15 protein-coding genes are annotated in these 13,897 nt (G+C 46.6%); 10 read left to right on the top strand and 5 right to left on the bottom strand.

The window, feature by feature from the left end:
• Positions 1-118: 118 nt before the first annotated feature.
• Entirely contained in the window at positions 119-1,627 is a 1,509-nt protein-coding gene (locus MiSe_RS31730) for a M48 family metallopeptidase (RefSeq protein WP_226587621.1), read from the bottom strand.
• Positions 1,628-1,824: 197 nt separating this feature from the next.
• On the opposite strand from MiSe_RS31730, the gene MiSe_RS31725 reads away from it, so the two are divergent.
• Positions 1,825-2,190, top strand: a complete 366-nt coding sequence (locus tag MiSe_RS31725) for a hypothetical protein (protein WP_226587619.1) — start codon at positions 1,825-1,827, stop codon at positions 2,188-2,190.
• A 55-nt stretch (positions 2,191-2,245) separates the two neighbouring features.
• Here the strand turns inward: MiSe_RS31725 and MiSe_RS31720 are convergent, their stop codons facing one another.
• Complete coding sequence (locus tag MiSe_RS31720) at positions 2,246-2,599, bottom strand: hypothetical protein (protein WP_226587617.1); 354 nt, start codon at positions 2,597-2,599, stop codon at positions 2,246-2,248.
• Positions 2,600-2,637: 38 nt separating this feature from the next.
• Here MiSe_RS31720 and MiSe_RS31715 point away from each other — a divergent pair, with 38 nt between their 5' ends.
• Entirely contained in the window at positions 2,638-2,952 is a 315-nt protein-coding gene (locus MiSe_RS31715; RefSeq protein WP_226587616.1) for a hypothetical protein, read from the top strand.
• Here MiSe_RS31715 and MiSe_RS31710 read toward each other — a convergent pair.
• A complete protein-coding gene (locus MiSe_RS31710) occupies positions 2,918-3,307 on the bottom strand; it encodes a hypothetical protein (protein WP_226587650.1) in 390 nt (129 codons plus the stop codon). The genes MiSe_RS31715 and MiSe_RS31710 overlap by 35 nt on opposite strands.
• A gap of 216 nt (positions 3,308-3,523) precedes the next feature.
• Here MiSe_RS31710 and MiSe_RS31705 point away from each other — a divergent pair, with 216 nt between their 5' ends.
• Positions 3,524-3,730 carry a helix-turn-helix domain-containing protein gene (locus tag MiSe_RS31705; protein ID WP_226587614.1) on the top strand — a complete coding sequence of 69 codons (207 nt, stop codon included), beginning with the start codon at positions 3,524-3,526 and terminating at the stop codon, positions 3,728-3,730.
• Positions 3,731-3,877: 147 nt separating this feature from the next.
• Entirely contained in the window at positions 3,878-4,087 is a 210-nt protein-coding gene (locus MiSe_RS31700) for a hypothetical protein (RefSeq protein WP_226587612.1), read from the top strand.
• A gap of 111 nt (positions 4,088-4,198) precedes the next feature.
• On the opposite strand, the gene MiSe_RS31695 is transcribed toward MiSe_RS31700, so the two are convergent.
• Entirely contained in the window at positions 4,199-4,651 is a 453-nt protein-coding gene (locus MiSe_RS31695; RefSeq protein WP_307731576.1) for a DUF29 domain-containing protein, read from the bottom strand.
• Between the two features lie 263 nt (positions 4,652-4,914).
• Between MiSe_RS31695 and nirB the strand changes: the two genes are divergently transcribed.
• The 5 genes from nirB (at position 4,915) to MiSe_RS31670 (ending at position 10,773) form a co-directional block, all read left to right on the top strand.
• On the top strand, positions 4,915-7,467 hold the full coding sequence (nirB, locus tag MiSe_RS31690; protein WP_226587610.1) for a nitrite reductase large subunit NirB: 2,553 nt from the start codon (positions 4,915-4,917) through the stop codon (positions 7,465-7,467).
• Positions 7,468-7,602: 135 nt separating this feature from the next.
• Positions 7,603-7,962: a nitrite reductase small subunit NirD gene (nirD, locus tag MiSe_RS31685; protein WP_226587608.1), complete on the top strand. Its 360-nt coding sequence runs from the start codon at positions 7,603-7,605 to the stop codon at positions 7,960-7,962.
• 269 nt (positions 7,963-8,231) lie between these two features.
• A complete protein-coding gene (locus tag MiSe_RS31680) occupies positions 8,232-8,600 on the top strand; it encodes a VOC family protein (protein WP_226587606.1) in 369 nt (122 codons plus the stop codon).
• Between the two features lie 244 nt (positions 8,601-8,844).
• Positions 8,845-10,122 carry a recombinase family protein gene (locus MiSe_RS31675; RefSeq protein ID WP_226587646.1) on the top strand — a complete coding sequence of 426 codons (1,278 nt, stop codon included), beginning with the start codon at positions 8,845-8,847 and terminating at the stop codon, positions 10,120-10,122.
• A gap of 99 nt (positions 10,123-10,221) precedes the next feature.
• A complete protein-coding gene (locus MiSe_RS31670) occupies positions 10,222-10,773 on the top strand; it encodes a peroxiredoxin (protein WP_226587644.1) in 552 nt (183 codons plus the stop codon).
• Positions 10,774-10,885: 112 nt separating this feature from the next.
• Here MiSe_RS31670 and MiSe_RS31665 read toward each other — a convergent pair whose 3' ends face one another.
• Positions 10,886-12,547 carry a phosphatidylglycerol lysyltransferase domain-containing protein gene (locus tag MiSe_RS31665; RefSeq protein ID WP_226587604.1) on the bottom strand — a complete coding sequence of 554 codons (1,662 nt, stop codon included), beginning with the start codon at positions 12,545-12,547 and terminating at the stop codon, positions 10,886-10,888.
• Between the two features lie 181 nt (positions 12,548-12,728).
• Between MiSe_RS31665 and MiSe_RS31660 the strand changes: the two genes are divergently transcribed.
• A complete protein-coding gene (locus MiSe_RS31660) occupies positions 12,729-13,799 on the top strand; it encodes a PAS domain-containing protein (protein WP_226587602.1) in 1,071 nt (356 codons plus the stop codon).
• Positions 13,800-13,897: the final 98 nt, after the last annotated feature.

Below are 13,897 nucleotides of genomic sequence, written 5' to 3'. Positions count from 1 at the left end.
AGCGAATTAGAGCGCGAAGAGAAGAGGAAAGAGAGAGATTTTCAGTGTTGTTAGAGAATCGCGGTTTTTTTGGAGAAATCGGGATGGTAGGGGTGGGTGTTTGATTGGTAAGACTGGATTAATTTCGGTGGCGGCGACGCTGTGTTGATTGTTGTTTGTAATCGCGCAAGAGTTTTCGGATTTTGGTTTGAATTTCGGCGTGACGGGCGACGCCTTCGTAGGCATAGCGATTGTAAGAGTTGCGTTGGATGAGGTTTTCTAAGTAGCGGATGCGGTTGTCGGTATCTGGGTGGGAAGATAGGAAGGTGATGGGAAATTCTGGTTGTTGTTTTTTGAGGGTAACCATGAGATTTCGCAAGCCGTCGGCGGCATAACCGGAAGCTGCTAGAATTCGAGTTCCTAAGATATCGGCTTGTTGTTCCATTTCCCGGCTGTAATTGAGGGTGAGTAAGTTGGAAAGAATTCCGCCTCTGGGAATTAGTACGGCTACGTTGTCGATGGCGTTGGCTTGGGTAAGTAATTGAAAGGCGTGGGATAAAACTGCGTGGGATATTTCGTGGGCGAGCAATCCGGCTAATTCGGCTTCGGAGTTGCTGTGAATTATCGCTTTGGCGTTGACAAAAATTTTGCCGCCGGGGAGGGCGAAGGCGTTTAGATCTTCGTCGAGAACGACGTAAAACTCGAATTCAAAGTCGTCGCGCCCGGATAGTTTGGCGAGTTTCTGTCCCACTTCGTTGATGTAGTGTAAAACTTCTGGATCTTTGATTAAGTCGAGTTGTCGTTGTGCGGATTTGGCGATTCTTTCGCCGATGGCTTGTTCGCCTTGGATGAGGATGGCTATGGTTTCTACGGCGGATATGGGACCGAAAATACTGCCGGTGAGGGCATAGGATAGGGCGCCGGTGAGGACGCTGGCGATCGCATTCCCTCGCAGCTGCGATCGCAGGTGGGAGCGATACCGTTTTAAGTTCTCGTCTGCCAAGCGGGTAAATTCTGCTGATTGAGGATGATCCCGGTTGAGTAAGGCAAATTGTCGCGCGGCGATCGATGCTTCTAACCAATTTTCGGATGCAGCTTGTGCGGCTATTTTCGCTTTGAGTAAATCGGGTTGATTCGGATAAAGGGAACAGGCTTTTTCTAAGACTTGCAGTGCTTCTTCCTGTCGGTTGCGTTCTTTTAATGCTTGCGCGAGTTGCAAGTGTCCGGGAATAAATTCGGGATAGCGTTCGACGAGGAGTTGTAGGGGGACAAAAATGCGGCTTTCTAATTTTTGATCGATTCCGGCTAGGGCTTCGCGCCAGTATACTTGTCCGGCGGGGGCGAGTTGAGTTGGGTCGAGAATCGGTTCTGGTTTTGGTTGCGATTCGGAGATTTCGGCAAAGGGGGTTTTGACTTGGCGATAGAGGTTAAGGGCGGCGATGCGATCGCCTGCTAAATATAATCTGTCCGCTTCGACTAATTTTTGATATCGCGCCAGTTCTTCTGGAGTTTTTTTCGGTTCGGTTGCTATTGGTTCCTCGATGGGTGTGGTGTGTTCGATTGTTGTTGGTTCTGCCAAAACAACGGATGCAGAGTTTGACAGCAATAAGGTGAGGGCGATAAGCAGGGAGTTCCAAACTGTTTTCATACGAACTTCCGCGAGATGCTTTTTGATCGGATTTTACATCTAGAGGGCTCGACTGACGCAGAAACCCGGTTTTTCCAAAAAACCGGGTTTGTTTATCGGGGTCTGAAAACATAGCTTCCAGGTCGCGGTATCCACGAATATCCTTTCAGCTTGTGGTTTGTGGCTGGTGAAACTTGCTTAAGCCAAGAGAGATAGTCGTGAACTATTACCCCCAACTATCGCTGCACATCCTAAAAGTAGCCGCAATAATGTGGCGTCCTAATTTACTTGGCTGCATTCTCACTGTTGAGATTCAGCAAGATTATTTAGATGGCGCGGATGAAAACGATCGGCTATATGGCGAGACAGAAAGCAATCGACTGATAGGCGAGTGTGGTGACGATTATCTACTTGGCGACGCTGGTGGAACAGATTGCCTAGATGGCAGCTCTGGAAACGATTGTCTAGATGGTGGAGATCTAAGCACTCCGCTATCTGGAGGAAGAACACAGCGCGAAATAATCATTGAGATATTGCGGAATGCTCGCGTAAGTATATCCCAAGAACTATCTATATTTATTTGAAGCTACTTCTCTGTAATGAATATGCTGCACCGAAAAAACGCGGTGCGAGGCAAAACTAGAGATTTTCCGGTAGTTGAAAAGACATCTTAAAGCTGCAAGAGTAGTTTTGAGGTTTGTAGCATGGGACTGCTGAAAAATCATCTTCTCCAAAGTCGCCTCCTACCCCATACTGGAAAAACTTGGAGATGATAAATGAAAGTTGTGATTGAAGAAGACGAAAGTGTTCAGAAATTTTGGCATTCCAAATTCCTGGCATTTCGCTGACAATGGGAATATAACCGTTTCCACCCTCAGAGCAAAAGCGAGTTATATCTACTGGGAACAGAACCAATAGAGGGGTTGCCAGAACATTTCTTATATCCGCTGTCAACAGGGTATCAAGTTTACTATCAAGTAAAGCAACTATCACTTGCTCCAGAAGTGTACTTGGTGACTATCAAGTGCATAGTGACACGAGCAGAGATTCTCAACATCTTGTTGCCGGAAATTAAGCCATCGCTATTGCAACAATCTTCCGCGATCCAGAAGATGGGAAATTATCATAATTATGGAAAGATTGGCAAAGCATTAGTCGGCGTTCTAGATGCAGCAGACCGGGTAGTTTTTTCCTGGCAAGTTTTTACCGTTCTAGCAGGGTTGCTCATAGCTATGTTGGTGTCGTTTGGACAGCAATTTGTTTCTGCCGATACACCCGCAAGGCAGAAAGTTCAAACCACACCGGAGGCATTTAGCGAGGTAAAGCCGAAATCCAATTTTCCCTAAACCGATAGCCCGCCCGGAAATCAATTTCCGGGCTAATAGCTGAAGTCCTCTCAAGAGAACTGAAATGTTGACCTAGTCCTCTTGAGAGGACTTTGCCTAAAAGCCCTTGGATTTTAATCCCTGGCGGGATGGCAACGCAGCGAGGCGCGTTCGCGCCAGCGTTGGGAGGCATATCGCTCATATCCCAACTCGCTCCATAAACAATCTCAAATTCAGCCAAAGGTAGCATCCGCCGGAGAACTTTTAGATAAGCTTCGGCATCGTTACGACGACGGAAACGGGCAATTAACCGTCTTTGCAGGTTGGGCAAATGGCGATAAATCTCCCAAGGACTCAGTTGCTTTTGGTAACTCATGGTTTTGTGGTATTAAACAAAATGAAACACTAAAAACCAAGGGCAAGTTGGCAACCAACGCTTTGCTTGGTTGCCTGCCCTTTTTCACCCTTCACATAGACATATTGTCTAGAATTGACTGCGTTTTCTCAATATGTCTAGACAGTTTGTGATAAACAATGCACGCTCAAGCGCAGAAAAGCCCTAGAAGAAGCAGGCGAGTCGCCGTTAAAGAAATTGAGAGAGGAGTTTGCCATGTCTCAGGAGGAGTTTGCCAGGGCGATTGGCACTTCGGCGAGGACGGTGAGTCGTTGGGAAGCGGGGGATAATATTCCTACGTTTACGATCGCTCAAATGAAGGCGTTGGATCGATTGTTGCGATCGCGCTCAAAAACGTTAGACGATCTACCTGATGAGTTTGGCCCAACTGGGCAAGTATCCTGATGGTGGTTAAGGTGGGATACTGTCGCAAAACTGGTTGAGCGATCGCTTATACTGAAACGACACACTAGCGATCAAAAGTTGCTGATTCCAAATAACCGTTTAGAACATATTTTCCGCTCTCAGCCTTAACTAATGGAGGTAAAAAGCGTGGAAAGTTTAACCCAAATGCAGGCATTTGAAGCGATGGTGCTATTCCTCGACGACTATTATGAACGCACCAAGGCTGATGAAATTGGGGCGCTGCTTGGCAGTTTACAAATTGTTGGAGATGGGATGCCAGCAGATCCCGCCGCGTGGGAAGATTGGATGAAATGTATCCAGAAAGTCTTGAGTGAGACTCCCTCACTTCTTAAGTAGGAAAGCTTGGCTCATTTCCAGGCTCAGCATAATACACAGTCACCTGCACCTACTTACCAATCGCCATCTGACTCAAGCTGCTGACCTGGAAAAAATGAAGCATCTACTGCCTCAGAGTTCGTCAGGGCATTGTTCGGGAAAATCTTTATAACCCAAAGATGTTTCGCCCACAGCTAAATCTAAACCATCCTGGTAAGCATCCTGTAAAGTTTCAGGTAAATAAGGTTTCCAGCTAGGACTTTGGTCAAGCAGCTTTAAAATTTGACGCCTCTGTTCGCGAATTGTGGCAAACCAGCTTTTAGAACGTTTGTCGGATTGAAACTCCCACTTCAGCAAATGCCCTGGTAAAATCCCCAAACGATTTTCTAGTTCCCGCCGCTCTTGTCTTCCCAAAGATTCAATCTCAAGAGCCAAATTTGAGGCATCCAAACAGTTCCATTTTCCATCTCTGAGGAACTTTGCCTGCTCTTGCGTCCAGGCGTAAAAATCTTTCTCGTACAATTCGCCAGACTGACTGGGTAAGCTGAGTTCCACAACGCTTGCCTCACTCGCCCATAGTTCCATTGTGCCGTACTTTGAGATATTACGATCCCAGATGCCCGCTCTTTAAAACCTGCGGCTATACAAACCAAGCCCTAGCTTAGCAGGCTTTCAGTCTTTGCCTGGCCCTGCGGGCATCATTCCAGCCCATCGATGCAAAAATAAAATAACCCTGATTCCCATATCGCATAATTTCTGGATTTTTGTATCACAAAATACAAAAATCTCTGAATTTAGCAGGTTTCATAAGTCGTATAAGCGAACAAAATCCCTAATTTTGTAAAAAAATGGCTGCTAAAAAGAATCTAGTTGTCATCGGCAACGGCATGGTAGGACATAAGTTCCTAGAGCAGATGATAGCTAAGGGTGCTACCCAAAAATGGAATTTAATTACTTTTTGCGAAGAACCCCGCGTCGCTTACGATAGAGTCAACCTCAGCGGTTTCTTTGCGGGAAAAACGGCGGCAGATTTATCTTTAGTCGAACCGGGGTTATATCAAGAAAACGGTATTCAAATTTATATAGGCGATAAAGCAGTTGAGATTAACCGGGAAGAAAGAACGGTTCTATCTGCCAATGGAGTAAAGGTTAACTACGATAAAATTGTCCTGGCAACGGGTTCCTATCCTTTCGTCCCGCCGATTAAAGGCAAGGACGTGCCGGGAACTTTTGTTTATCGCACGATTGAAGATTTAGAGGCGATGTCTGCCTATGCCAAAATCTGTAGAACGGGTGTGGTTATCGGCGGCGGGTTACTCGGTTTAGAAGCAGCAAACGCGCTGAAAAATTTGGGTTTAGAGACCCACGTGGTTGAATTTGCTCCCCGACTGATGCCAGTCCAAATAGATGACGCGGGTGCTAGCATCCTTCGCAGCAAAATAGAAGCTTTGGGAATTGGGGTTCATACGAGTAAATCGACAACCGAAATTGTCAGCGAAAATGGCAAAATCGTCAAAATGCTGTTCGCCGATGGTTCCGAATTGCCAACGGACATGATAGTCTTCTCCGCCGGAATTCGTCCCCGCGATGAACTTGCTAAACAATGTGGGTTAGCGGTGGGAGAAAGAGGCGGGATTACGATCAACGAATCTTGCCAAACTTCCGATCCGAATATCTACGCGATTGGCGAATGCGCGCTTTATCAAAATCGGATTTACGGTTTAGTCGCCCCCGGTTATACAATGGCAGCTGTTGTCGCCGATATCCTCAGCGACGGTACTCCCAGCAGCTTTACGGGTGCGGATATGTCTACCAAACTCAAACTTTTGGGAGTAGATGTTGCTAGTTTTGGCGACAATTTTGGCAAGACACCCGGTGCGAAAGAGATGGCGATCGCAGATACAATTAACGGAACTTACAAAAAGCTAGTTGTGAGTGAACATGGCAAGTTGCTTTTGGGTGGAATTTTAGTCGGAGATGCTTCCGCTTACGGCACGTTGCTGCAATTTGTCCAAAACCAAATAACTCTCCCACCCTATCCGGAAGATTTACTCCTACCCCCCCGCGAAGGAAAACCATCCACCCCGGCGATGGGAGTGGAAAATCTACCCGATACCGCTCAAATCTGTTCGTGCAATAACGTCAGCAAAGGACAAATTTGTCATGCCATCCGCGAGAATAACCTCGTCGATGTTCCCAGCGTGAAGAAATGCACCAAAGCGGGAACGGGTTGCGGCGGATGCGTCCCCCTCGTGACAGATTTGCTCAAATCTGAAATGAAGAAAGCAGGGATAGAAGTGAAAAATCATCTCTGCGAACACTTCCCCCATTCTCGGCAAGAACTTTATCACTTGTTGCGGGTGAATCGGATTAAAACCTTTGACGAATTAATCCAAAAATTCGGTAAGGGTACGGGATGCGAAATTTGCAAACCCGCCGTCGCTTCGATGCTTGCTTCGACTTGGAACGAACACGTTCTAGAAACATCCCACGTGGGATTGCAAGATACCAACGATTACTTTTTGGCGAATATCCAACGGGATGGAACTTATTCGGTTGTCCCGCGAGTACCAGGCGGGGAAATTACGCCTGATCAGCTAATTGTGTTGGGAAAAGTTGCCAAAGAGTTCGGACTTTACACTAAAATTACCGGCGGACAGCGGATCGATTTATTTGGTGCGCGAGTCGATCAATTACCGCTAATTTGGCGCAAATTAGTTGATGCTGGTTTTGAATCCGGACACGCTTACGGGAAGGCGCTGCGGACGGTAAAATCTTGCGTGGGTAGCACCTGGTGTCGCTTTGGCGTGCAAGATTCTACAAGTTTGGCAATCGAGATCGAATTGCGCTATCGTGGTTTGCGATCGCCCCACAAACTCAAATCCGCCGTATCTGGTTGTATCCGCGAATGTGCTGAAGCCCAAGGTAAAGATTTTGGCATTATAGCTACTGAAAAAGGTTGGAATCTATACGTCTGCGGTAACGGCGGTATGAAACCGCAACACGCGGTTCTGTTAGCAGCAGATATCGATAAAGAAACCCTAATTAAGTATTTGGATCGGTTTCTAGTTTTCTATATCCGCACCGCAGATCGATTGGAAAGGACGGCGACTTGGTTCAACAAACTGGAAGGGGGAATCGAATATCTGAAACAGGTAATTGTTGAAGATTCCTTGGGAATTTGTGCCGAACTGGAAGCACAAATGGAACACCTTGTCAAAACGTATCAATGCGAGTGGAAAGCAACGATTGAAAGTCCAGAAAAAATGAAGCGGTTCCGGCATTTTGTCAATTCGGATAAACCAGATCCCAGTTTGGTTTATGTGGAGGAACGGGGACAAAAACGCCCTGCAACTGAAGCGGAGAAGTCATTAGTCAGCAGCGCTGGGACGCGGATTTAGAAGGCGGATGCATGGATGAAAGGAATTGCTAGTGGTGCATTCAAGTTTGAATGACGCAGTTAGAAGGCGGATGCATGGATGAAAGGAACTAAAGCTAGTCGTGGGTCGGTGATAACAAGTAATCAGGAAGGGAAAATGATTCAAGCTTTAACGGTTCGCGAAAATGTTACGACTTGGGTGGATGTTTGTCATCTGTCTGATATTGTGCCTAATACAGGTGTTTGCGCTTTGGTGGAAGGGGAACAGGTGGCGATTTTTCGCATCGAACCTGGGACGGATATTTATGCCATTGGGAATTACGACCCGTTTAGCAAAGCTTACGTGCTGTCTAGGGGAATTGTAGGCGATCGCAACGGCATCCCCAAAGTCGCATCGCCGATTTACAAGCAAAATTTCAGCTTGCTTACCGGACAGTGTCTGGATGACGAAACCCTGAAAGTGCCAACTTATAAAGTTAGGGTTGTAAACGATACAGTGCAAGTAGGGATTGGTTAGTCAAGCAAGCGGGTTTCTTTACTTCCTTCGCGGTAGAAGACTATCTACATCTTTCTTCTTCCTTCTTCGTGTTCTTCGTGTCTTCGCGGTTTATTAAATAGTTATTCTTACCTAGCGAAGCGAGTAAGACACCCGCTTTCTGTATTTGGGGACAAAAGTAGGTTGGGTTTCGTTTCTCAAACCAACCTACAGCGCCAATCTAAAATTCCCATCTCAAATCTGCAATCTCAAATCTAAAATAAAATTATCGTTGCTACACTCGACTAGCCATGCAGATCGTTGATTGTCTCCATGTCGCTGTGTTGGTTTCTGACTGGGAACGTGCCGAACACTTCTACGGCACTATCCTGGGATTATCCAAAGTAGATCGGCAACTCAAATTCCCTGGTGTTTGGTATCAAATTGGCAAGTTCCAGATTCACTTGATTGTCGATACTACTCTTAACCCAGAATTACAGTATTCCGAAAAGTGGGGACGTAACCCCCATATCGCCTTTTCCGTATCTAACTTGGATGAAGCGAAACAACAGCTACTCGAACATGGATGCGAACTGCAAATGAGTACGTCTGGTAGGGCAGCTTTATTTACAAAAGATCCCGATGGCAATATTATAGAAATGAGCGAGGCGATACTATAACCCCCGCTACATACAGAATCTATATGCTGGGTTTCGTTCCTCAATCCAGCAAAAATTTTAGTTGTTGATTTTCCCTATCGCTCAACCCAACCTACAAACTCTCTTCTTCTTGGCGTTCTACCCAACGGGTGCGCCTCTGAAAGCCTCTATGGCGTCTTGGCGGTTGATTAAAAAAGGGGAAATCCTGCGGGGATTTAGTGTGAGCGATAAATTTTTGGTTAAACCCGCCCCGACAGAGAAAACGATGAAAATTATCGCCTACCTTTACAGCGATCCATTACTGGAACCAGCACCCGATGCTTCTATCTGGGGCTGGGAATTCGATCGCGTTTATCAAGATTTGGGATCGCGTCAACAACTACAACAATTGCTCGCAGATTGCCAAAATGAACCCGTCGATTATGTTTTAATTCGACGCCTTGAGGAATTAGGCGACTCCCTCGAGCAAGTAAGCGATCGCTTCTCCCAACTCGAATCCCTGGGTATCGATTTAGTCGCCCTCGATACCCCCACAACTAAAGGTGCCGATCTATTCCAACTTCTACAACAAATCCATTCTTACCAACGCAGTCGCTCCCTGCGTCGCGGACATGCACTCAGGCGTCTCAAAGCTCAACCCCCTCCCGGCAAACCTCCCTACGGTTATCGACGCGGTAAAGATAAATACATTGTTGACAAAAGTGCCGCACCTGTGGTAAAGGATTTTTTCGAGCAATTTCTGCTATTTGGTTCTTTACGCAGGGCGGTGCGTTACTTAGCGAAGAAATACGGCAAGAAAATATCAGTATCTACTGGCCGTCGTTGGCTGACCAATCCAGTTTATCGCGGCGATACGGCTTATCAAAATAACGATATTATTTCCCATACCCACGTTGCGATTATTTCACGCGAAGAAGCTGCCCAAATCGACCGCTTGTTGCGCAGAAACCGTCGCTTACCACCCCGCACTGCCAGTGCGCCTCGTTCCCTAGCTGGGTTAGTCGTTTGCGGTGAGTGCGAGTCGCACATGAGTGTAGCGCGCGTTACCTCGCCGCGCCAAGAGCAAGAATATCTCTACCTCCGTCCGCTCTGTTGTCCCAAGCTTCCCAAGTGTAAGGCGATACCTTACTCACAAGTATTAGATGATACTATCACCACCATCTGTAGCGAATTACCCAAAGCCGTCGCCGAGATGGATTTACCCGATATGACGCGAATGAAAGCGGGGATAAAGCAAGCGATCGCATCTAAACAAGATATCCTCTCCCAACTCGATCAACTGACCGCATCGGCTATTTTAGATCCAGAAACAGCGCTTTTACGCGCCTACAAACTCCGCACCGAAATTGCTCAACTCCAAGCACAATTCGCCCAACTTCCACCCGTAAATTTGCGCGAAACTGCCCAAACTGTCTCTATTCCCCAATTTTGGCTCGATTTATCCGAATCCGAACGCAGATTTTATTTTCGCGAATTCATTCGCCAAATTCGATTGGTGCGTCACGATAATCGATGGCATTTGCAAGTCCTGTTTATTTTCTGACAAACTACAGCAACCCGCTTTCTTTAACCAACCTGGTTTCTCGATCGCCGATCTCAGGTTAAAGTGTAAAGTTATGTAAACAAAACTTGCATTTTGACGATGATCTCTCGCCGCACTTTTGTCAGTACCCTATTAGCTAGTTGTCTAGCCATAATTGCTTGGTTTAACTTCGCCCCTGCTGCTGATGCGCTGGGTGGTAAGCTACCCCCCTTGAACGAAGCTGCGCCAGAGTTTACCCTACCGACTAACACCGGAGAGGGTAAAGTGTCTCTGTCAGACTATCGCGGTAAGTGGGTGGTTTTGTACTTCTATCCCAAAGACTTTACCTCTGGTTGCACCTTGGAAGCGCGGCGATTTCAGCAAGATTTGCCGAAATATTTGGCTAAGGGCGCCCAAATTTTGGGAGTTAGCGCTGATTCTGTCGATTCTCACGCGGAATTTTGCGATTCTGAAGGGTTGAAATTTCCCCTGCTAGCGGATACCGATGGTAAAATTAGCAAAACCTACGGTTCCTGGTTGGGATTTTTCTCGATGCGCCATACATTTATCATCGATCCCCAAGGGATTATCCGCGAGGAGTTTACCGGAGTGAACCCCTCGGTGCATAGCAGAGAGGTGCTGGCGCGTCTTTCCGAGTTACAAGCAGCGTAAAAGCTTCAAGTTGCTAGTTGTCTCAAAAGTAAAGCTAATAGCTAATGGCTAATTTCAGGAAAAATGCTATATTAGCTTTTCTAGCAATTAGCAATTAGCCATTAGCTATTACCTAAAATCTCAAATAATCCAACAATTTGTCCCCCGAATCTGCGCGGACTAATGCTACTACTACATCGGGTAAGGAAACTAAACTTGGATAAACTAAATAGCGGGGTTCCCACCGGGGGCGAAATTTCTCTTTAAAAGCGTGTAACCCTTTGAAATTATAGAACTGATTCAAGTGTTCGTAGAGATAGCGCAACACTTTTTCTAAACGCCGCGACTCTGGAGTATCGCCGACTCCAGAAAGTGCGGACAGTCCTAAATTAAAGCGTGAGTATCCCAATTGTTGGAAGTGCTGAAACATCGAAACAAATAAGAATTCCATCGTCCCGTTTTCCACTTCAGCTTTTCGCCGCATTAAATCAACGGTAATTTCATTTGGGGGATATTCGGTTATCAAATTAGCAAAAGCGGTAATCTCTCCCGTACCATTATAAACGACAGCAATTGTACACTCTCGCAAGTAATCTTCTTCAAACCAACCTACAGAAAAGCGCTTTTCCGAACCGCGCATCATTTGCAACCATTCATCGCTGATTGTCCGCAATTTCCGCAATAATTCAGCTGCAATCGGAGGGGTATAAAATTCGACTTGATGCCCCGATTTTGTCAGTTTATTTACAGCGGTTCTTAAATTCTGATTCGCTTTCCCTTTGAGGTTAAAGTTAGGCAGGTCAACGATCGCTTCTTCGCCAATATGTAAAATTAGATACCCTAACTCTCTGTAAATGTCTAGATCGTCGGGTAAAGTTTGGTAGAAAGCGCCATACCAATCATTGCCCTCGCAGAATGCTTGAAACGACTTTATTACCTCGCGGCGTTCTTCGATTGACCCCATCGGGTCGCCTAAAGCAATCGCGCCCCTCCCTTTAGGAACGTATGCGATTATACTTCGCCCCGAATCACTGAAATAATAAGATTTGTCGTTAAACAACGTAAATCTAGCCAAAGAAGACCGCCCGTACTGCTGTACGATTTCCTTGGCTGTTTGTCGTTGTTGGGGCGTCGCCACCTCGCGCCACAAAACCGGACGCAACAGCATCAACAACGCATAACCGAGAGTTACCGCGCCGACAAGATAAATCGAATCGGCAAAAAATTGTCCGAAGCGAGTTTTCACCTCTAATCCAGCATTGTCTTCGGTGAAGAACATCGCCAGGGTTTGGAGGATAGCTTGGGTTAAAGAAAAATTAACATTAAATTGCCCGTCGAGGATGTAGAAACCGGCGGTTCCGTATGCAAGTGTAAATAATAACGCAACGCTCAGAACGCGAAGTCCTTGATAAATAGAGGGTCGGTCTGATTGAGCGGTGAAAACATTACGCATGACGAGTAACTGAATTAACAGTACACCGGCAAGCAAGCTTTCTTCATAATCGAAACCCTTCACCAGGTGGCTGATGATGGAGACAATTAACAGTGCGACGGTGAGTAACCAAGCGACGCGCTTGCGGCGTAACAAATTGGCGGCGAGGGTGAGTAATATAAAGCCAGCAATGGCGGAAAATAAATGTCCGCCCGCGCGAATGTAAAATGGCAAAATTTCCTTTAGCCATTGCGATCGCAATGGTTCACTAGGCGTCACCGCAGATAGCAGATTGACCGATCCCACCAATCCTGTTAGCAGCGTTGCAGTCCAAAGTCCAATTCGGGTGCGTTGCGCCAGCACAGTTGTGAATACCTTTCTAACCAGGTCAATTTTAGTCTAGGAGATTGACCTTGGTTAGTGCTATGGAAGCAAAGCAGACATATCAATCAGCATAAATGGGAAAAGCAAAGGAATTTAGCATGGTAAGTAAAAGCGATCTGGCGACAATTCCAGGGGGTCAAGTGGTGTGGAGTGTCAACGAATGATCGATTCTTTTAAAAGTCCCCAAGAGCAAGTTTCTTCTTTTTTTGAGCAACAGCAGACTGGTACAAGCGCAGAATTATCTGAGATTGAAGCAGCACTGCAGCAAACGCAAGCCGAACTGGAGTGGTATCGCTTTTTATCGGAAAGCATCCCATCAATTTACTTAATCGTCGATCAGACGGGAGTAATTTGTCATAGCAGTGAGTTTGGGTCAAACTGTTTGGGCTACAAATCCGCAGAACTGGTGAAACGTTCGATTTTAAACTTGGTTGAACCGCAAGATCGCCAAGCATTTGAGACAGCGATAACAGCCAACTCCGACCCTGTTTTCCAGAGTTGGGAAGGTCGCCTAGTGAGGAAAGACGGCAGCATTCTGTGGGTCAAAATTAATGGGCGCCATATCCGTCATAGCAATCGAGATATCCTGCTGTTGGTGGGTCAAGATATAGGAGATGGCAAACAGGAACTATCCCTAGAACGCACTCAAGCCAAACTCAGGGATATTCTCGACAGCGCGATCGCCGCGATTACCAGTCTGAGGGTTTTTCCCAATCAAGACTTTGAATGTGAATACCAATCCGCTGGCAGCGAAGTGGTGTTTGGTTATACCCCGACTGAATGGATGGCAGATAAAACGCTCTGGGGGTCGCGGGTGCTGGAGGAAGATATGCAAACCGCGATCTTGCCTGGGTTTGAAGATATTCTCGCCGGACGAACCACGACGGTGGAGTATCGGTTTTATGACAAAAACGGCAAAGTGCGCTGGATTTCCAGTACCTTCACCTCCCGGCGCGAGGTGGGTGCAGATTATTGGATCGTGACATCAGTATCGACCGATATCAGCGGACGCAAAAATGCAGAAGCAGCGCTGTGGGAAAGCGAAGAAGAGTTACAGTTGGTGATAGAGGCAACCGAAGATGCGATCTGGGATTGGGATATTGTCAATCACACTTGCTTGTGGTCTGTCCGAGGGTACCAGATGCTCGGTTTGTCGCCGACTGAGTTTGAGGAAAACGCTTGCGAGTCGATCTATCAACGAATACACCTTCTTCATCCGGGAGCGTGGTAGCCCCGTCAATTTATTGCGGGGTGGAAACGCGACCCGTGCGATTTTAATCGCAGTCAGTATTATTTTGAGTGATGTGGATCATTAATATAAGCTTCGAT

It is taken from the genome of Microseira wollei NIES-4236 (assembly GCF_020521235.1).
In the GTDB taxonomy this organism is placed as follows: Bacteria; Cyanobacteriota; Cyanobacteriia; order Cyanobacteriales; family Aerosakkonemataceae; genus Microseira; species Microseira wollei.
This window is presented reverse-complemented; position numbering and strand designations above follow the sequence as displayed.

Bases quoted from the DNA above. Each gene is read 5' to 3' on its own strand.
- MiSe_RS31730 (WP_226587621.1), bottom strand. From the start codon at position 1,627: ATGAAAACAGTTTGGAACTCCCTGCTTATCGCCCTCACCTTATTGCTG.
- MiSe_RS31710 (WP_226587650.1), bottom strand. From the start codon at position 3,307: ATGAGTTACCAAAAGCAACTGAGTCCTTGGGAGATTTATCGCCATTTG.
- MiSe_RS31695 (WP_307731576.1), bottom strand. From the start codon at position 4,651: ATGGAACTATGGGCGAGTGAGGCAAGCGTTGTGGAACTCAGCTTACCC.
- nirB (WP_226587610.1), top strand. From the start codon at position 4,915: ATGGCTGCTAAAAAGAATCTAGTTGTCATCGGCAACGGCATGGTAGGA.
- nirD (WP_226587608.1), top strand. From the start codon at position 7,603: ATGATTCAAGCTTTAACGGTTCGCGAAAATGTTACGACTTGGGTGGAT.
- MiSe_RS31680 (WP_226587606.1), top strand. From the start codon at position 8,232: ATGCAGATCGTTGATTGTCTCCATGTCGCTGTGTTGGTTTCTGACTGG.
- MiSe_RS31675 (WP_226587646.1), top strand. From the start codon at position 8,845: ATGAAAATTATCGCCTACCTTTACAGCGATCCATTACTGGAACCAGCA.
- MiSe_RS31670 (WP_226587644.1), top strand. From the start codon at position 10,222: ATGATCTCTCGCCGCACTTTTGTCAGTACCCTATTAGCTAGTTGTCTA.
- MiSe_RS31660 (WP_226587602.1), top strand. From the start codon at position 12,729: ATGATCGATTCTTTTAAAAGTCCCCAAGAGCAAGTTTCTTCTTTTTTT.